The 18,619-nt window shown below is 59.3% G+C and carries 11 protein-coding genes; 3 read left to right on the top strand and 8 right to left on the bottom strand.

The genetic code is table 11. The features are described from left to right. Positions 1 to 150: 150 nt before the first annotated feature. The 7 genes from baeR to yegD form a co-directional block, all read right to left on the bottom strand. Positions 151 to 873: an envelope stress response regulator BaeR gene (gene baeR / locus L350_RS20200; protein ID WP_015572364.1), complete on the bottom strand. Its 723-nt coding sequence runs from the start codon at positions 871 to 873 to the stop codon at positions 151 to 153. Beyond that, positions 870 to 2,273, bottom strand: coding sequence for an envelope stress sensor histidine kinase BaeS (gene baeS / locus L350_RS20195; RefSeq protein WP_023306582.1), 1,404 nt, complete (start codon positions 2,271 to 2,273; stop codon positions 870 to 872). Before baeS ends, baeR begins: the two co-directional genes overlap by 4 nt. Next, a complete protein-coding gene (locus L350_RS20190; protein WP_032623937.1) occupies positions 2,270 to 3,685 on the bottom strand; it encodes an MFS transporter in 1,416 nt (471 codons plus the stop codon). Before L350_RS20190 ends, baeS begins: the two co-directional genes overlap by 4 nt. After that, a complete protein-coding gene (gene mdtC, locus L350_RS20185; RefSeq protein ID WP_032623940.1) occupies positions 3,686 to 6,763 on the bottom strand; it encodes a multidrug efflux RND transporter permease subunit MdtC in 3,078 nt (1,025 codons plus the stop codon). Then, on the bottom strand, positions 6,764 to 9,886 hold the full coding sequence (locus tag L350_RS20180) for an MdtB/MuxB family multidrug efflux RND transporter permease subunit (protein ID WP_023300557.1): 3,123 nt from the start codon (positions 9,884 to 9,886) through the stop codon (positions 6,764 to 6,766). Continuing rightward, positions 9,886 to 11,088: an MdtA/MuxA family multidrug efflux RND transporter periplasmic adaptor subunit gene (locus tag L350_RS20175; RefSeq protein WP_032623941.1), complete on the bottom strand. Its 1,203-nt coding sequence runs from the start codon at positions 11,086 to 11,088 to the stop codon at positions 9,886 to 9,888. Before L350_RS20175 ends, L350_RS20180 begins: the two co-directional genes overlap by 1 nt. A 209-nt stretch (positions 11,089 to 11,297) precedes the next feature. Then, entirely contained in the window at positions 11,298 to 12,650 is a 1,353-nt protein-coding gene (gene yegD / locus L350_RS20170) for a molecular chaperone (RefSeq protein WP_032623942.1), read from the bottom strand. A gap of 130 nt (positions 12,651 to 12,780) precedes the next feature. On the opposite strand from yegD, the gene alkA reads away from it, so the two are divergent. Further along, on the top strand, positions 12,781 to 13,653 hold the full coding sequence (gene alkA / locus L350_RS20165) for a DNA-3-methyladenine glycosylase 2 (RefSeq protein WP_032623943.1): 873 nt from the start codon (positions 12,781 to 12,783) through the stop codon (positions 13,651 to 13,653). Here alkA and L350_RS20160 read toward each other — a convergent pair. Next, positions 13,618 to 16,947: a diguanylate cyclase gene (locus L350_RS20160; RefSeq protein WP_032623944.1), complete on the bottom strand. Its 3,330-nt coding sequence runs from the start codon at positions 16,945 to 16,947 to the stop codon at positions 13,618 to 13,620. The genes alkA and L350_RS20160 overlap by 36 nt on opposite strands. A 342-nt stretch (positions 16,948 to 17,289) precedes the next feature. Here L350_RS20160 and udk point away from each other — a divergent pair, with 342 nt between their 5' ends. Together udk and dcd are read left to right on the top strand one after the other, a co-directional pair. Continuing rightward, positions 17,290 to 17,931: a uridine kinase gene (gene udk, locus L350_RS20155; RefSeq protein WP_032623945.1), complete on the top strand. Its 642-nt coding sequence runs from the start codon at positions 17,290 to 17,292 to the stop codon at positions 17,929 to 17,931. A gap of 91 nt (positions 17,932 to 18,022) precedes the next feature. Continuing rightward, on the top strand, positions 18,023 to 18,604 hold the full coding sequence (dcd, locus tag L350_RS20150) for a dCTP deaminase (protein ID WP_006811250.1): 582 nt from the start codon (positions 18,023 to 18,025) through the stop codon (positions 18,602 to 18,604). The last annotated feature ends 15 nt before the right edge of the window (positions 18,605 to 18,619 follow it).

Below are 18,619 nucleotides of genomic sequence, written 5' to 3' on the forward strand. Positions count from 1 at the left end.
AGATCCCCCACTTTAAGGGCGGGCATTGTAGCGCTGCGGGGCGGGGAGGTAAAGCCCGGACCCCTCACCCTAACCCTCTCCCCAGGGGGGAGAGGGGACTAAAACACCCTCTCCCCCCTGGGGAGAGGGCAGGGTGAGGGGAGAATGTTGTCAGGCAATCCTGCAGGCATCCGCTTCCCAGCGATACCCCACGCCGTACACCGCGCGAATAAACGACTGGTCGGCGTCCAGCGCCTCCAGCTTGCGGCGCAGGTTTTTGATGTGGCTGTCGATGGTGCGGTCGGTCACCACGCGGTAATCGTCATACAGATGGTTGAGCAGCTGCTCGCGGGAAAACACTTTTCCCGGCTCGTGGGAGAGGGTTTTCAGCAGGCGGAACTCCGCGGGGGTGAGATCCAATAGTTTGCTGCGCCAGCTCGCCTGGAAGCGGCTTTCGTCGACGATCAGCGGGCTTTGTGCATCCAGCACCTGCAATTCACGCTGCGGTTTGCAGCGGCGGAGGATGGTTTTCACGCGAGCGACCACCTCCCGCGGGCTGTAAGGCTTGCAGATGTAATCGTCAGCGCCGATTTCGAGCCCCAGCAGACGGTCGATCTCTTCGATTTTGGCCGTCACCATCACGATGGGCACATCGGAGAAACGACGAATTTCCCGGCACAGGGTCAGGCCGTCAGTACCCGGCAGCATCAGATCCAGCAGGATCAGATCCGGCGGCGTCTGGCGCACGTAGGGCAGCACCTGGTCGCCGTGGCTGATAAGCGTTGGCGCATAGCTCGCAGCGCGCAAATAGTCGATCAGCAGTTGCCCAAGTTTAGGCTCGTCTTCCACGATCAAAATACGCGGTGTGTTGTCGTCAATCGGTAACTCGGTCATGCTTCCCTCGATAAATCCCGTTCCAGAGGTAACTCTACTGTAATGCTAACCCCGCCAAAAGGCGAATGGGCGGCGCGGATGGTGCCACCATGCGCCTCCACAATGTTTACGCAAATCGCCAGCCCAAGGCCGGAGCCCCCGCTGGCGCGGTTGCGTGAACCTTCGGTGCGATAGAAGCGCTCGAACAGTTTTTCCAGCTGCGCATCCTTCACGCCAGGGGCGGAGTCCGCAAAGGTCAGGGCAAAGCGCCCGTTCTCCTGCTTGCCGGAGATATGCAACCCGCCGCCGCCGTCGGTGTAGCGGAGGCTGTTCTCCAGCAGATTATTGAACAGCTGCATCAGGCGATCTCTGTCGCCGAATACCACCGCGCTGTCAGGCAGCGAGAGGTTGATTTTCAGGTCACGGCTGGCGAAGCGTTCGCGGAACGCGCCGGTCACGACTTCAAGGATATTGATCACGTCGATTGGGGCTTTCTGGTAGGCCAGGGCGCCTTCATCGGACATGGAAAGCTGATGCAGATCGTCCACCAGCTTGGTCAGCGTGCCGACTTCCGCCTGTAGCGAGGCCACGGATTCGGGGGTGAACTGCCGCAAGCCGTCCTGAATCGCCTCCAGCTCGCCGCGCAGCACCGCCAGTGGGGTGCGCAGCTCGTGCGAAATGTCGGCCATAAAGTCGCGGCGCATCTGCTGGTTTTTCTCCAGCGTGCTGGCGAGCTGGTTGAAGTCCTGCGCCAGCTTGCCCAGTTCATCCTGACTGCGGGTGTCCACGCGGGTCGAGAAATCACCCGCCGCCAGCTTATGCGTGCCTTCCACCAGGCGTTTAACCGGCGCCAGCAGGCCGCGCGCCAGCGGGAAGGTGGCGAGCGCCGCAAGCAGGGTAGAAAGCGCGACAATCAGCCAGCTGGTCTGGCGCTGCTGGCGATCAAAGTTGATGTCGGTGTTGCGCGTCAGCCGCTCGACCGGCGAGGCAATAACCCAGCCCACCGTGGCGCCGTTCGAGGTAATGGCGCGCTTTGTACCGTCCGGCGGTACCGGCGAGCGCGGGCCAACGAGCACGTGCATCTCCTGATCGATCACCCAGAACTGGGTGCGCCAGCCGTGCGGCGGCATGCCCGGCCCCGGGCGGTCGTCGTCATTATCGTGCTCCAGCGAGCGCAGAATTTGAAATATAAAACGATCGTTATTGCGCAGAAAACGCCAGTTACCGTGCAGGCTATACTGTTCCCCCAGCGCGTCGCTTAAGCCCTGTAAGCGCTGTTCGTTACCGTGCTTGATGTAGTCAATAAAGCCGCGCTCAAAGCTGACCCGCACCGCCCAGTGCATGGTAATCAGCAGGACGATACAGGTGGCGAAAATCGCCACAAAAAGCTTACCGGTGATCCCCGGACGCCAGAATTTCATGGTGCACTCCTTTTGCCGCGTCGGATCACGACGTTTTTGGTCGTGTCATTCGGTACTCTGGCAAAGATAAAAGCGGGCAGGGCGATAATTACCGCCATGCTGAGGTAAGTGTATAAAAAGACCTGATGCGCGACGGGGGTGTCGGCGCTGAGATGGTGCTGACCGTACATGCCGAGCAGCAATCCGGCGACCGTGACCCCCACGCTCATAGAGAGTTGCATGATCATCGACAGCAGGCTGTTACCACTGCTCGCCAGTTCGTCCGGCAGATCTTTCAGCGTCAGGGTGTTCATCGACGAGAAGCGCATGGAGTTGATGATCCCCTGGCAGAACAGCACCAGTGGCAGGATGTAGTACCAGCCCAGCAGCGCCACGGTCATAAACAGCAGACTAACCAGCGCCAGCCCGAGCGTGGCGGCCACTAGCACCCGGCGATAGCCAAAGCGGTTTACCACCTGCACCACAATACGCTTCATCCCCATGCTGCCGAGCACCATCGGGATCATCATCAGCCCGGCATGGAACGGCGAGAAGCCCATCCCAATCTGTAAAAATACCGGCGTCATAAACGGCAACATGCCGCTGCCGATGCGTCCGGCAAAGCTGCCGAACAGACCAAGACGGTAGGTGGGATTCTTGAACAGGTTCAGGCTAAACAGCGCGTTAGCGTTGCCTCTGGCATGCCACAGATACCAGAGAATGGCGGTGACACCCAGCGCTACCAGCAGGGCGAGCGACAGGGAGGAGATCCCCAGCCCTTTTTGCCCGTCGAGCGCCAGGGTGAGCGTCGCCATGCCAGCTGCCAGCAGGATGAAGCCAAAGAAATCAAAGCGCCGGGTCTGCATTTTATAGTTCGGCATCAGCGTCAGGGTGGCAATCGCGCCGATAATACCGACCGGCAGGTTGATCAGGAAGATCCAGTGCCAGGAGGCATACTCCACCAGAATACCGCCCAGCGCCGGGCCCAGCAGCGGGCCGACCTGACCGGGCAGGGTGACGAAGGTCATCGCCGCCATATACTGCGCGCGCGGAACAATTTTCATCACCGTTAACCGCCCGACGGGCACCATCATCGCGCCGCCGACGCCCTGTAGCACGCGCGCCATCACCAGCTGGTCGAGGGTATTGGCCTGGGCGCAAAACAGCGACCCGGTGGTAAACAGCACAATGGCGGTGAAAAAGATGTTCCGCACGCCGACTTTATCCGCCAGCCAGCCGCTGGCGGGCAGCATCACGGCGACCGTCAGCACGTAGGCGACAATCACCATATGCATGTGCAGCGGGCTCTCCCCCAGGCTTTTCGCCATTGAGGGGAGGGCTGTGTTCACGATGGTCGTGTCCAGCGACTGCATAAAGAAGCCGAACGCGACGATCCACAATTGCCAGCGAACGTTACTGGGTAGGTCGGTCATTTACTCGGTCACCGTGGTTCTCTTTTTACGCGAAAAACGCAGCCGCAGGCGGTCAAAGAACAGATAGACTACCGGCGTGGTGTAGAGCGTCAGCAGCTGGCTCATCACCAGGCCGCCAACGATCGTGATCCCCAGCGGCTGGCGCAGTTCAGAGCCGTCACCGCCGGATATGACCAGCGGCAGTGCGCCGAACAGCGCGGCCAGCGTAGTCATCATGATCGGGCGAAAACGCAGCAGACAGGCCTGGAATATCGCCTCGTCCGGCGTCAGGTTGCCGTTGCGCTGGGCGTCCAGGGCAAAGTCGACCATCATTATCGCGTTTTTCTTCACAATACCTATTAATAGCATGATCCCAATGAGCGCGATGAGGCTGAATGGAGCACCGAACAGCTCCAGCGCCAGCAGCGCCCCCACGCCCGCAGAGGGAAGCGTGGAGAGAATGGTCAACGGGTGCACGTAGCTTTCGTACAGCACGCCCAGCACGATGTACACCGTGGCAATGGCCGCCAGGATCAAAATGACCTGCGAGTTCATGGTGTCCTGGAACACCTGCGCCGTACCGGCAAAGCTGCCGCGCACGGAGGAGGGCACCCCGAGCTGGGTCATGGCGCGATTAATGGCATCGCTGGCCTCAGACAGCGACGAGCCGGTTGGCAGGTTAAACGAGACGGTCGAGGCGGCGGAAAGCCCCTGGTGGTTCACCGACAGCGGGGCGTTCGACGGCTGCCAGCTGGCGAAGTACGACAGCGGAATCGCCTTACCGTCATCATTGATCACAAACATCTTGTCCAGCGCGCTGATGTCCTGGGTGTAGCGCGGATCCACCTCCATCACCACCTTGTACTGGTTCATCGGCTGATAGATGGTAGAGACTTCACGCTGCCCGAAGGCGTTGTTCAGCAGGCTGTTGGCCGCCTCCACGTTAATGCCCAGGCGGGCCATGGTTTCACGATCGTAGGTGAGCGCCATCTCCGCACCGTTGTTCTGGCTGTCGGAGTTCACGTCCGCCAGCTGCGGCAGCGCGGCCAGCGCTTTACGGATCTTCGGCTCCCACTCGCGCAGGGCGGCTAAGTCATCCGAGAGCAGGGTGTACTGATAGCTGGCGTTAGCCTGTCGTCCGCCGACGCGGATATCCTGAACGGCCATCAAAAACAGATTTGCCCCCGGCTCTTTGGCAAGCTTCAGCCGCAGGCGGTCAATGATCTGCTGCGCCGTTTCGTGACGTTCGCCGCGCGGCTTAAGGGTAATAAACATCATCCCGCTGTTAACGCGCGAGCCGCCGGTAAAGCCGGTCACGTTATCCACGGCCGGATCTTCCCGGATGATTTTCATAAAGTCTTGCAGTTTGCCCCGCATCGCCTGGAACGAAATGCTCTGGTCCGCCTGAATACCGCCCATCAGCACGCCGGTATCCTGCTCCGGGAAGAAGGTTTTCGGGATGGTGATATACATCCAGACGTTGAGGACGATGGTGCTGATCAGCACCAGCCCGACAATGCGCGTGTGGTTCAGCACCCATTTCAGCGATTTGCCGTAGCCGGACTGCATCGCCATCAGGACGCGGCCAAAGCCTTTCCTGCGCGGCTGCGAGTGCGGTTGGCTGCGCTTTAGCATCCAGCCGCACATCATCGGCGTCAGCGTCAGCGAAATCACCAGTGAGATACCAATGGCGACGGAGAGCGTGACGGCAAATTCGCGCAGCAGTCGCCCCGGCAGGCCGCCCATCAGCAGCAGCGGCAGGAATACCGCCACCAGCGACAGGCTCATGGACAGGACCGTGAAGCCCACTTCGCGCGTCCCCTGAAGCGCCGCCTGGAGCGGCTTCATGCCCGCTTCCAGATGACGCGAGATATTTTCCAGCACCACGATGGCATCATCCACCACAAACCCGGTGGCAATCGTCAGCGCCATCAGCGACAGGTTGTTAAGGCTAAACCCGCACAGGTACATGGCGGCAAAGGTGCCTATCAGCGATACCGGGACCGCTACCGCCGGGATCAGCGTGGCGCGCCCCGAGCGCAGGAACAGGAACACCACCAGAATTACCAGCGCGACGGAGATGATCAGCGTTTGCTCTACCTCTTCAAGCGAGGCGCGGATGGTGGGGGAACGGTCCTGCGCAATCTGTAGATCGATGGCCGCCGGAATGGTTTCCTGAAGCTCCGGCAGCCGCGCGCGGATGCTGTTCACCGTCTGAATGATGTTGGCTTCCGGCAGCTTGCGGATCATCAGCAAAATCGCCGGTTTGGCATTGGTCATCCCGGCGTTACGCACGTCCTGCACCGAATCGGTGACGCTGGCGACGTCGCTCAGGCGCACCGCCGCGCCGTTGTTGTAGTGAATAATCAACGGCTGATACTCGGCGGCGGTTTTCAGCTCGTCGTTGGTCTGGATTTGCCAGCGGTGGCTGCTGTCCTCAATCGCACCCTGCGGCTTACGCACGTTGGCGTTGCTGATGGCGGAACGCACGTCGTCCAGCGACACGCCCTGATTAAACAGCGCCTGCGGATTCAGCCCCACGCGCACGGCGGGCAAGGAGCTGCCGCCGACGTCCACGTCGCCCACGCCGTCAATCTGGGCGATGGTTTGCGCCAGCTGGGTGGAGGCAAAATCGTACAGCTCGCCCTGGGAGTAGGTCTCTGACGTAAGCGTCAGGATCATGATCGGCGCATCGGACGGGTTGGCCTTGCGGTAGGTTGGACGGCTCGGCATGCCGCTCGGCAGCAGGCTTTGGGCGGCGTTAATCGCAGCCTGCACGTCGCGCGCCGCACCGTTGATATCCCGGTCGAAGTTAAATTCCAGAATGATGCGCGTGCTGCCCAGCGAACTGCTGGAGGTCATCTCGTTAACCCCGGCAATTCGCCCAAGCGATCGCTCAAGCGGCGTCGCCACCGATGAGGCCATGGTTTCCGGCGAGGCACCCGGCAGCGAGGCGCTGACCATGATCACCGGGAAATCGACCTGCGGTAGCGGGGCCACCGGCAGCAGCCGGAAGCCGAGCACGCCGCACAGGGTGATAGCGACGGAGAGTAAAATCGTCGCCACAGGACGGTAAATGAAGAGGGCGAAAAACTTCACTTACGCCTCCTCTTCACGTTTCGGGAAGCGGCTTTTCGTCCACAGAGCCAGACGGTCAAACAGCAGGTAGATAACCGGCGTGGTAAACAGCGTCAGCACCTGGCTCACGAGCAGACCGCCGACCATGCCGATGCCCAGCGGACGGCGCAGTTCGGCCCCCACGCCGGTGCTCAGCATCAGCGGCAGTGCGCCCAGCAGGGCGGCGAGAGTGGTCATCAGGATCGGGCGAAAACGCAGCAGGCAGGCCTGGTAAATGGCCTCGCGCGGCGCCATACCCTGCTCGCGCTCGGCGGCCAGCGCAAAGTCGATCATCATGATGGCGTTTTTCTTCACGATGCCGATAAGCAGGATGATGCCAATTATCGCAATCACGTCCAGTTCGCTCCCCGCCAGCATCAGCGCCAGCAGCGCCCCCACGCCCGCTGTCGGCAGGGTGGAGAGGATGGTGATCGGGTGGATGAAACTCTCATACAGCACGCCAAGCACGATATACATCGCCACCACCGCCGCAACAATCAGCCAGACGGTGCTGCCCAGCGCGGCCTGGAACGCCAGCGTACTGCCCTGGAACTGGGTCTGAATATCGGACGGGAAGCTGAGTTCTTTCTCCGCGCCCAGAATGGCCTCCACCGCTTCGCCCAGGGAATACCCGTCCGGCACGTTGAACGAAATGGTGGTGGACGGGAACTGATCGAGATGGTTAATCGACAGCGGGGTGTGGCGCTCTTCCACGCTGGCAATGGCGCTGAGCGGCACAATCCCGCCGTCTTTGCTGGTCAGGCGTATTGAGTCCAGCGCGGCAAGCCCGGGCGTGTTCTCGGTGTTATGTTCCAGCACCACGCGATACTGGTTGGCCTGGGTGTAAATGGTGGAGATCAGTCGCTGACCAAAGGCGTTATACAGGGCGTTATCCACATCGGACATGGTAATGCCCAGACGGCTGGCGGTGTCGCGGTTGACGTTCACGTACGCCGCCAGCCCTTTATCCTGCCAGTCGCTGCTGACGTCAGAAACCTGCGGCAGTGCTTTCAGCTTATCCACCAGCTGCGGCACCCAGGTGCTGAGTGCATCAAGCGAGGTGGCCTGGAGCGTAAACTGGTACTGCGTGCGGCTCACCTGCGTATCAATGGTTAAATCCTGGATCGGTTGCAGATACAGCTCAATGCCCGGCACGCGCGCCACCGCGCTTTGCAGGCGCTCAATTACCGCGTTGACGCGATCGTCGCGGTCATCAAGCGGTTTAAGGTTAATTTGCAGGCGCGCGCTGTTGAGCGACGGGTTGGTGCCATCCACGCCCACGTAGGCAGTCAGGCTTTCCACCGCCGGATCTTTCATGATGATCTCAGACACCTGCTGCTGGCGCTGCGCCATGTTGGCGAAGGAGACCGTCTGCGGCGCCTGAAGCGTGCCCTGAATAATGCCGTTGTCCTGAATCGGGAAGAAGCCTTTCGGAATGAAAATCCACAGCATCACGCTGAGCGCCAGGGTGCCGAGCGCCACGCCGAGCGTCGCCCAGGGATGATTCAGGACTTTCGCCAGCACGCGGCCGTAGGCGGCAATAATGCGCTCGAACATCCGCTCGGAGGCGCGCGAGAAGCGGTTTTGCTTGCGCAAAGATTCGTGGCTCAGCATGCGGGCGCACATCATCGGCGTCAGCGTCAGCGACACCACGGCAGAGATCAGAATGGCGACCGCCAGCGTCACGGCAAACTCGCGGAACAGCCGCCCGACGATATCGCCCATAAACAGCAGCGGGATCAGCACCGCAATCAGCGAGAAGGTGAGCGAGATGATGGTAAAGCCAATTTCTCCTGCGCCCTTCAGCGCGGCGGCTAAGGGCTTTTCACCTTTTTCGATATAGCGCGAGATGTTCTCGATGACCACGATGGCATCGTCCACCACGAACCCGGTGGCGATGGTGAGCGCCATCAGCGTCAGGTTATTAATCGAAAAGTCGAGGAACACCATCACCGCAAACGTCCCGACCAGCGAGAGCGGCACGGCGACGGCGGGAATGATGGTTGCCGGAACGTTGCGCAGGAACAGGTAGATGATCATCACCACCAGCGCAATCGCCAGCATCAGCTCGAACTGGGTGTCTGACACCGAGGCGCGAATATTCGTGGTGCGGTCAGAAAGCACTTTCACGCTCACCGATTTTGGCAGGCTTTCCACCAGCTGCGGCAGCATGGTGCGAATGCTGTCGGCGGTATCAATAATGTTCGCGCCCGGCTGGCGCTGAACGTTCATGACAATCGCCTGCTGCTTATTGGCCCACGCCCCGAGCCAGCTGTTTTCCGCGCCTTGTTCGACGGTTGCCACGTCGCCCAGGCGGATCGGCGCGCCGTTTTGATAGGCCACAATCAGCTGACGGTACTCATCGGCGGACTGCATCTGGTCGTTGGCGGAGAGCGTAACCGCACGGGTTGGGCCGTCGAGCGAGCCCTTCGCTGAGTTAACGTTGGCGCTGCTGATGGCGGTGCGAATGGTTTCGCTGGTTAACCCCAGCGCGGCAATGGCCTGGGCATTGAGCTTAACGCGCACAGCGGGGCGTTGACCGCCCGCCAGCGTCACCAGTCCCACGCCGGTCACCTGCGAAATCTTTTGCGCCACGCGGGTTTCGACCATGTCTTCCACCTGCGTCATCGGCATGGCGGAGGAGGTGACGGCAAGCGTCATGATCGGCGGGTCTGCCGGGTTCACCTTACTGTAAACCGGTGGATTCGGCAGGTCAGACGGCAGCAGGTTAGTGGCGGCGTTAATCGCGGCCTGCACCTCCTGCTCGGCGACGTCCAGCGACAGCGTGAGCTGGAACTGAAGCGTGACGACCGAGGCGCCGCCTGAGCTCTGGGAGGACATCTGCTTCAGGCCAGACATCTGGCCGAACTGGCGCTCCAGCGGGGCGGTGATGGCGGACGTCACCACATCCGGACTGGCGCCCGGATAGAGGGTGACAACCTGAATGGTCGGGTAGTCCACTTCCGGCAGCGCCGACACGGGCAGAAAACGGTAGCCAATGATCCCGGCCAGCAGGATCGCCACCATCAACAGGGTCGTCGCAACCGGACGTAAGATAAACAGGCGTGATGGCCCACCTGTAGAGCTCGGCGGCATCACCTGCATCAGGCTTTTGCTCCTGTATTTTGCGCTTCCACCACCTCGACCTGCGCCCCTTCGGTCAGACGGTCAATACCGTCGGTCACGACGCGGTCGCCAGCGGACAGCCCGGCACTGATCACCACCGTCTGACTGTCCTGGATCCCGGTTTTCACCAGATGTTTGCTGACCTTGTTTTCGCTGTTCAGCACCCAGACAAAGTTGCCTTCACTGCCCATTTGCAGGGCCGCCGTCGGGATAACCACGGCGTTTTCTTCGGTCGCGACCAGCATTCGCGCATTGACGAACTGATTCGGGAACAGGGCATCGTCCTGATTGTTGAAGCGTGCTTTAAGCTTGATGGTGCCGGTGGTGGTATCGATCTGGTTATCCAGGCTAAGTAGCGAACCTTCGCTCAGCTTCTGCTTGTTGGTGCGATCCCAGGCTTCAACCACCAGCGCTTTTCCGGCCTTCTGCGCCTGTATCACCGTCGCAATGTCGCTTTCCGGCAGGGTAAAGACGAGATCGATAGGGTGCGTCTGGGTGATCACCACGATGCCCGTGGTATCGCCGCTGGAGATTTGGTTGCCGATATCAACCTGTTTCAGGCCCACGCGGCCGTCAATCGGCGCGGTGATCCGGCTCCAGTCGAGCTGGAGCTGGGCGCTGGCGACCGCGGCTTCGTCGGCCTTGATGGTGCCCTGAGATTCACTGACCAGAGACTGCTGGGTATCCAGCTCCTGGCGCGACACGAGGTTGGTTTTTACCAGCTGCTGATAGCGGGCTAAATCGCGGCGGGCATTGGCGAGGGTGGCTTTGTCTTTCGCGAGCTGCCCCTGCGCCTGCGCCAGAGCCACCTTAAACTGGCTTGGGTCGATTTCCGCCAGCAGATCGCCGGCTTTCACCTGCTGGCCTTCCTGGAAGTGGATGGCCATCAGCTGACCATCCACGCGGCTACGTACCGTCACGGTGTTGGCGGCGGTAATGGTTCCCAGCCCGGAGAGATAACGAGGCACCGCTTTATTCACCGCCGTTGCCGCCTGCACCGGTGCCAGCGCCGCGCCGCGCATACCGTGGCGCCCGCCGCCCGTTGGACGTTGTGAGGGGCTATTGGCGCCAGCAGGTGCCGTGGAGTTCGCGGACTGGCTGTGCCAGTACCAGGCGGCGGCCAGGACCACCACAATCAGACCAACGGCGATTGCCCAGCGGGATTTGTTACTGCCTTTCATCGTTATACGTTCTCGTCCTGAAACACTTTCGGGGAATGATACTAGTTTAGTCAGGTAACACAGCGGAAAAATGGAGGAAATATGGAAGACTGTCAGGAATGGTCTGAGTGTGGTGCGTTGTTTCGCCGGGTGGCGGCTTCGCCTTACCCGGCCTACAAGATCCTCGAACCGTAGGCCGGGTAAGCGCAGCGCCACCCGGCACAACCCCATTAGCTAAACACCACCTGCGCCCAGCGGGCCAGTCCTGCCGTAACGGAGCCAAAGTCATCGCCGCCGGCAATCGGGATCCCCGGCAGCTGTTCCGCCAGCGCTTTCTTGATCAGCGGGGAACGGGCGCTACCGCCGGTCAGGTAAATCACGTCCGGTTTCTCTTTGCCATTCTCAAGCGCCAGCTGCACCTGCTCCAGAATACGCTGTAGCGGCTGAACCAGCGCCATTTCCAGCCCTTCCTGGGTGATAGCCGTAGCCAGATCGTCACTGATAAACGGCAGCGTAACCGCATGCTCAGGACGATCGGAAAGGGCGATTTTGCTCTCTTCGGCGGTGCGCACCACCCGGTAGCTTAGACGCTGACGCCACACCTTATACAGCAGCGCGACCTTCTCTGCATCCTGCGCATCACGCACCAGATCGTTAAGGAAACGCCCATTCGCGGTGCTGTAAAAATCACTCTGGGCAGGGACGTCGTTGATGGCAATCGCATTCCACCATGGCAGGATCGGCAGGGCGATGCCTTTCTCGGTTTGACCGCCCATGCCGAGCAGCGGCATCAGGCTCTTGAATGCCAGGGCGATATCCAGATCGTTACCGCCCACGCGGCAGCCGCTGTGCCCCAGCAGGCTGTTTTCACGATCGCGACGATGATGCCACTGCGGACCCATCAGCAGTAATGAACAGTCCGTCGTACCACCGCCGATGTCCACCACCAGCACCCGTTTCTCTTCCGTCAGCGTGGCTTCAAAATCCAGTCCCGCCGCAACCGGCTCATACTGGAACACCACGTCACGGAAGCCAGCCCGGTGCGCTGCACGCTCAAGGATCCCCTGCGCCTGCTGGTTGGCTTCGTCGCCGCCCAGCCCCTGGAAGTTGATCGGACGGCCAATCACCGCCTGGGTGATGGCATCCGGCACCTGGGATTGCGCCTGATTGCGGATGTGCAGCATCATCGCGCAGACCAGATCTTCAAACATCGCCACCTGCTGTGGCTTCAGGCCGCTGGCGCCAAGGAAGGATTTCGGCGATTTAACGAAGTAGACCTCTTCCGGGTCTTCAATGTACTGCCCGAGGGAAGAGAGGCCGAACTGCACGCTGGAAGGGGTAACGTCGATATCTTCCTCGCGGTTAAAGCTGACCGCACGGCGCAGCAGCGCCTGGGTTTCCGCCGCCGTGGCCGGAACCTGATGATGGCGGAACAGCCACTCGCTCACCGCTTCACGCGTGGGCGCACAGAGCATTGACGGCAACAGCGTACTGCCGTTTTCCATTTTCAGGAGCTGCGGGTGTCCGTTTTGCATGATGGCAACCGAGCAGTTTGCGGTGCCGTAGTCGAATCCAATAAACACAATAAATCCCCATGCCGGTGAGAAGGGGCGAGACTTTAGCGAAATGTCTGCCAGGCGACAACAGGAATATGAAAGCAAGGCGCAACGCGATCTTTCGGTTTATGCTGAGGTAAATACAAAAGGAGAGACGATGTTCACCCTGAACTGGCAACCGCCCTACGACTGGCAGTGGATGTTTGGCTTTTTTGCCGCGCGTGCGGTCACAGGGATTGAGACCGTTACGGAGGATTACTACGAACGCAGTTTTGGCTATGCGGGGCATCAGGGCATATTTCGGGTTGTGCCAGACAGCGCAACCCATACGCTGGCGGTGTCGCTCAGCCCTGGCCTGATCCCGGTGGCGGATATTTGCCTGGACCGCATTGCCCGCCTGTTCGATCTTGATTGCGACCCGCTAAGAATTGCGCAGACCCTGGGCGATCTCGGCGCGGCGCGGCCGGGGTTACGTTTGCCGGGCGCGATGGATGCCTACGAGCAGGGCGTGCGCGCCATTCTCGGGCAACTGGTGAGCGTGGCGATGGCGGCAAAACTGGCGTCAAGAGTGGTGGCGCTGTGCGGTGAACCCATCCAGGACGCGCCGGGCTACCTCTGTTTTCCTCCGCCAGAGGTACTGGCCGCGGTGGATCCGCTGGCGTTGAAAGCCCTTGGGATGCCGCTCAAGCGTGCGGAGTCGTTGATTCATCTGGCGCAGTCGGTGGTGGAGGGTGAATTCCCTCTGTTCCCGCCTGCGAACGTCGAGGCCGGGATGAAGGCGCTACAGCAGCGCCCCGGCATCGGGCGATGGACCGCAAATTATCTGGCCTTGCGCGGCTGGCAGGCGAAGGATGTTTTCCTGCCGGATGATTATCTCATTAAACAGCGCTTTGCCGGTATGACGCCCGCGCAGATCCGTCGCTATGCCGAGCGCTGGCAGCCGTGGCGCTCGTATGCGCTGTTACATATCTGGTACACCGACGGCTGGTCGCCGTCAGTTGATGGCGAAATAGCTGGTATTCAGCAGTAGATCGAGCGGCTGAGCTTCCCCGATGGTGTCGCCGTAAATAAAGTCAATGCCGATGCCCGACAGCGTATTCATCATGATCGACTGATGGCATGGCCCGGCAATGGTTTTTATGCCCAGACGCTGGGCGTGGCCCTGAATGATGGTCACCATCATCTCATCCATCAGATTGCCGTGGACGTTGGTTACCACGTCTGCATCCAGCAGCAAATAATCAGCGGTGTTGGCGCTGAGCTGGCTGAAGACGTTCATATCGCGTCCAACCCGGGTCAGCACCACGCGACAGCCAGCCTGACGAAGCTTTTGCAGACCCTGCTGCACGTTTTCATCCGTATTGCTCAGCACATCAACGGCGATCGCCAGATGCAGCAGCCGCGCCGGCAGCGGACCTCTGGTGATCAGGTCGAGCAGCTCATCCACCAGCGTGACGCTGGCTAAACCCGCTTCTGAGAGCGGCAGCGCGACGCCCATCCCTTTGGCCGCCACCTGTGCGGCATAGGTACGGAAAAATTCGCTGAATATACGTCGGTCAAGGGCGTGCAGCAGCTCCGGCTCCGCCAGCCCGGCGCGGAAGGCATGCTCTTCCAGCACTTCCCCCTGGCTGGTCCACAACCGCAGGGAAATCAGCCAGAAGCTACTGCTCTCGGGAATGCGCGGTGAGGCGACGCTGCGGGCGATCATCAGCAGATGATTATCTTTGATCATGTGCCACTGCTCATCCAGCGACATCATGCTGCGCGTGCTGTGGATCCGCTCCTGCTGGGGTTCATAGACGGTGACCACACCGCGCCCGCTGTTTTTCGAGGCGTAACAGGCGATATCGGCCTGAGACATCACTTCCGCTGTCTGATAATTAGCGTCGTCAATCAACGTGATCCCCGCGCTGGCGCCGATGCGGTGCAGGCGTCCTTCCCAGGAAAAATGATAGTTGTTGATGGCGTCGATCAACCGGCCCGCAATATAGCGTGCGCTTTCGACGTTGCAGTCCGGCAGCAGCAGGCCAAACTCGTCGCCGCCCAGACGCGCCAGCACGTCGCTGGAGCGCAGCATGGTCAGCATCAGCGAAGAGAGTTCGCGCAGGAGCGCGTCGCCCGCCGCGTGGCCTGCGGTATCGTTCACCGCTTTAAAACGGTCAAGATCGATAAAGACCAGCGCGTGACGCTGATGGGTCTCCTGTACCGTCTGCAACAGGCGCTTAAGATGGTTTTCAAAACTGACGCGGTTCGCCAGGTGGGTAAGGGCGTCATGGGAAGCGCTGTAGCTCAGCTGGCGCAGCATTTTGCGCGACTCGGTGACATCCTGAATGACCAGCACCGAGCCGATAGCGTGCCCCTCCAGGGTGCTGAGCGGGGTAATGCTGTAATGAATGTCGAAACTGCCGCCATTCCGGCAGTTAAGCACCACATCCTGTTCGATATCGGTACGGGACATATCGCCGCTGTGGATGTTTTCCATTAACGGGCCGTTCTCGCCGAAGGTAATGTGCAGCACCTTCAGAACGGGCTGACCCAGCGCTTCGCTTTGCGACCAGCCGCTCATCTTCTCGGCGACCGGGTTCATAAAGGTGATGTTCATGTCGATATCGGTGCACAGCACCGCTTCGCCGATGGAGTCGAGGGTGATATGCAGGCGCTCTTTTTCCTGGAACAGCGCCTCGTTCAGTTGCTTCACCTCGGTCATATCCATATTGATCCCTAACAGCCGCTCCACTTCGCCCTGTTTGTTCAGCACCCGGTTCGCCAGCGAACGAATGTGGCGAATGCCATCCTTGACGCGAATGCGAAATTCCAGCTTGAAAGGCACCCTGGCCTGGAGTGACTCACGCAGTACCTGTTCGGCGTGCGGACGATCTTCAGGCACCATGGCCGCATGCCAGAGCTGCCAGGTGGGTTTAATGTGCGGGGGGATCTCGTACAGCTCAAACATCCGTTTATCCCAGCTGATCACGTCCGGCTCGAGATCCCACTCCCAGATCCCGATGCCGCCGGCTTCGTTCGCGAGGGTGATACGCTCCATCAGACGCTTATTCACCCACTCGGTCTGTTTCAGGTCGTTGATATCTTCAATCTGGGCAATAAAGTAGAGCGGCGTACCGTCGGCATGGCGCACAACGGAAACGGCCAGCAGCGCCCACACCACCTCGCCGCTGCGGGTGTAGTAGCGTTTTTCGAGGCTGTAGCTGTTGATCTCCCCGTTAATCAGCTGTTGCAACTGCTCCAGGTCGGTATTTAAATCTTCCGGCCAGGTTAACTGCTGGAACGTGAGCGACTGAAGCTCAGACTGACTGTAACCGAGGAAATTGCACAGCGCCTTGTTGGCCTGAAGCCACTGGCCCTCAATGCCCACCAGCGCCATACCAATGGCGGAATATTCCATCGCATTACGAAAACGTTCTTCGCTTTCCGTAATATGTTTACGCTCGGCCCGGAAGGCATACATCACCATCGTCATAATGTTGGCGGGGAGCAGCATCATCAGGAAGGGAAGCCATGGCGCGTTGAAGGTCACCATCATGTTTGAAGGTGTCATGGAGGGCGGGTTTCGCGCCATCATCAAGGACACCATCATGATGGTGAATAAAAAAATCAGGAATGCTTCCATTCGCGGCAGGCGTACCGCGCTCCACATCAGCAAAACGATGATGCAGGTGAACGGCCACGGCAGCCAGGTGATTGCCGTCCAGCTAAGAACCAGCGTAACGACCAGGGTCACCAGCGTTTCCAGCAGCAGTCTCGGGTTGCGGTGGCGCAGCAGGTAATGCGGTTTAAACAGCAGACCTAACGGTACAAGCGCCAGCGCGCCAATGGCTTCTGAAAGTACCCAAAACAGAAAATTACGCAGCGGCTCCGCGCCTGGCACCAGAAAATGAACCAGAATGCCGCCCACCAGCGGCGGCACCAGGGCGCTGCCGAGGGCAAGGCGTATCCAGTCGTTGAGGTTTTGCAGCGGGTTATACCAGGGGAGCAGCTTACGCAGCAACACCGCACCAACACAGGCCTCAATAATATTGATTGCCGTGTAGGTTAAGTTGATTGATTCCCATGAAAAGAGCATCCACGAGGCAAAAATATTGCCAAAGGAGCAGGCGAGGGCGATGCCGGGCCACATTTTTCCCGCATGGCGGTAAAACGCCACCATCATAATGGAGGTCGGGAACCACAATGGCGCCAGCAGCGTACCGAAGCGAGTCAGCTCAAGGGAAAATAAGGTGAAAATGAACGTGACCAGACCCAGACAGACAAGCCGCAGTAAAGGATGTGGGGTAGTAACCAAAACCCGCTGGTATTGTTTATTCATTACCGCTCTATCCAGGGACGCCGTGTTGTCAGGAGCCAGCTCCGGACGCGTGAAATCATTAATTTGGTTTATGCTAGTACAAACATTTTACAATTCATATGCTGAGTGCTCAGATTTTGACTTCATAGACTTATAAAATAGTTACTCTGCGAAGAAGGGGGATGAAATGGTGAAAATCCGTGCGTAAAAATTTCGCTAAAGGCGTGAAACGGTGCTTTTCAGCCCGCCTCGCATAACCTGCGCATTCGACTGGTATCACGCCCCCGAAATCCCTATAATTGCCGCGTTTGACGCTCCGGCGTCGTCCTTCCTTACATCCAGGTTAATCAGGTCGCTAAATTTATGACTGATAAGTCTCATCAGTGCGTCATCATAGGCATTGCCGGCGCATCGGCTTCAGGTAAAAGTCTTATTGCCAGTACGCTTTATCGCGAACTGCGTGAACAAGTGGGTGATGAGCATATCGGTGTTATTCCCGAAGATAGCTATTACAAAGATCAATCCCATCTTTCGATGGAAGAGCGCGTAAAAACCAACTACGACCACCCCAGTGCGATGGATCACAGTCTGCTGTTCCAGCATCTGGAAGCGCTGAAGCGCGGCGAGGCGATTGAGCTGCCCGTCTACAGTTACGTGGAACATACCCGCACCCAGGAAACGATCCGCATTGAGCCCAAGAAGGTGATTATCCTTGAAGGGATTTTGCTGCTCACCGACGCCCGTCTGCGCGAATCAATGAACTTCTCGATTTTCGTCGATACCCCGCTGGATATCTGCCTGATGCGGCGTATTAAACGCGACGTTAACGAACGCGGTCGCTCCATGGACTCCGTGATGGCGCAGTATCAGAAAACCGTTCGCCCGATGTTCCTGCAATTTATTGATCCTTCTAAACAATACGCCGATATTATTGTGCCTCGCGGCGGTAAAAACCGTATTGCCATTGATATCTTAAAAGCGAAAATCAGTCAGTTTTTTGAATAAGCCGTGTGAATTGTGTACCGTTCAGAGATAACCTGGTTTTGCCCTGACGCCGTAAGGATTCAGGGCGCGATGCACGAAAGGAGAAAGTGCCATGCGTCTTTGTGACCGCGATATAGAAGCCTGGCTGGATGAAGGCCGCCTGTCTATCACCCCGCGTCCGCCGGTTGAGCGTATTAACGGCGTGACCGTCGATGTACGTCTGGGGAATAAGTTCCGCACCTTCAGCGGCCACACGGCACCGTTTATCGACCTCAGCGGGCCGAAAGACGAAGTCAGTGCGGCGCTGGATCGCGTCATGAGTGACGAAATCGTCATCGAAGAAGGAGAGGCGTTTTATCTCCATCCTGGCGAACTGGCGCTGGCGGTGACCTTTGAATCGGTCACGCTGCCTGCGGATCTGGTCGGCTGGCTTGACGGACGCTCTTCTCTGGCGCGTCTGGGCCTGATGGTGCACGTCACCGCGCACCGTATCGATCCGGGCTGGTCTGGCCGTATCGTGCTGGAGTTCTTTAACGCCGGTAAACTGCCGCTGGCGCTTCGCCCGGGAATGATGATCGGTGCGTTGAGCTTCGAACCGCTGACCGGCCCGGCAGACCGTCCTTATAACCGCCGTCAGGACGCAAAATATCGCGACCAGCAGGGTGCGGTTGCCAGCCGTATCGATAAAGACTGATCTGTGAGTTCACTG

Origin of the sequence: Enterobacter sp. MGH 4 (assembly GCF_000534735.1) — a bacterium.
GTDB classification, from domain to species: domain Bacteria; phylum Pseudomonadota; class Gammaproteobacteria; order Enterobacterales; family Enterobacteriaceae; genus Enterobacter; species Enterobacter intestinihominis.

Coding starts and splice junctions, on each gene's coding strand:
- baeR (WP_015572364.1), bottom strand. CDS start 873: ATGACCGAGTTACCGATTGACGACAACACACCGCGTATTTTGATCGTG.
- baeS (WP_023306582.1), bottom strand. CDS start 2,273: ATGAAATTCTGGCGTCCGGGGATCACCGGTAAGCTTTTTGTGGCGATT.
- L350_RS20190 (WP_032623937.1), bottom strand. CDS start 3,685: ATGACCGACCTACCCAGTAACGTTCGCTGGCAATTGTGGATCGTCGCG.
- L350_RS20180 (WP_023300557.1), bottom strand. CDS start 9,886: ATGCAGGTGATGCCGCCGAGCTCTACAGGTGGGCCATCACGCCTGTTT.
- L350_RS20175 (WP_032623941.1), bottom strand. CDS start 11,088: ATGAAAGGCAGTAACAAATCCCGCTGGGCAATCGCCGTTGGTCTGATT.
- alkA (WP_032623943.1), top strand. CDS start 12,781: ATGTTCACCCTGAACTGGCAACCGCCCTACGACTGGCAGTGGATGTTT.
- L350_RS20160 (WP_032623944.1), bottom strand. CDS start 16,947: ATGAATAAACAATACCAGCGGGTTTTGGTTACTACCCCACATCCTTTA.
- udk (WP_032623945.1), top strand. CDS start 17,290: ATGACTGATAAGTCTCATCAGTGCGTCATCATAGGCATTGCCGGCGCA.
- dcd (WP_006811250.1), top strand. CDS start 18,023: ATGCGTCTTTGTGACCGCGATATAGAAGCCTGGCTGGATGAAGGCCGC.